Source organism: Merdimmobilis hominis (assembly GCF_016901855.1).
GTDB lineage: Bacteria > Bacillota > Clostridia > Oscillospirales > Ruminococcaceae > Paludihabitans.
This window is the reverse complement of record NZ_JACJKY010000100.1, coordinates 1-219: the sequence shown is the minus strand read 5'-3', so window position 1 is coordinate 219 and position 219 is coordinate 1. Positions and strand designations below refer to the sequence as shown.

1 protein-coding gene is annotated in these 219 nt (G+C 44.7%); it reads left to right on the top strand.

The window, feature by feature from the left end:
• Positions 1-67 precede the first annotated feature (67 nt).
• Positions 68-219, top strand: a 152-nt coding sequence (locus H6A12_RS13850) for a helix-turn-helix domain-containing protein (RefSeq protein WP_430623643.1), incomplete at its 3' end; no start/stop codon positions are given.

Sequence of the window (219 nt, the reverse complement as noted above, 5' to 3'; positions counted from 1 at the left end):
ACACACCCGAAGAAAAGATACGCCAATTAGAAATGGAAAACGAGGTATTACGGGCTTTTCGGGAAGAGTGCGAAAGGTGGGATGCAAAGAACTCCGGTACAAAGTAATTTATCGGTTCAGAGATCGTTTCACGGTCGAAGAACTCTGCAAGCTGCTTGAAGTATCCCGTAGCGGATATTACAAATGGTTGAATCGAAAAGACGAACCCGACAAGGACAA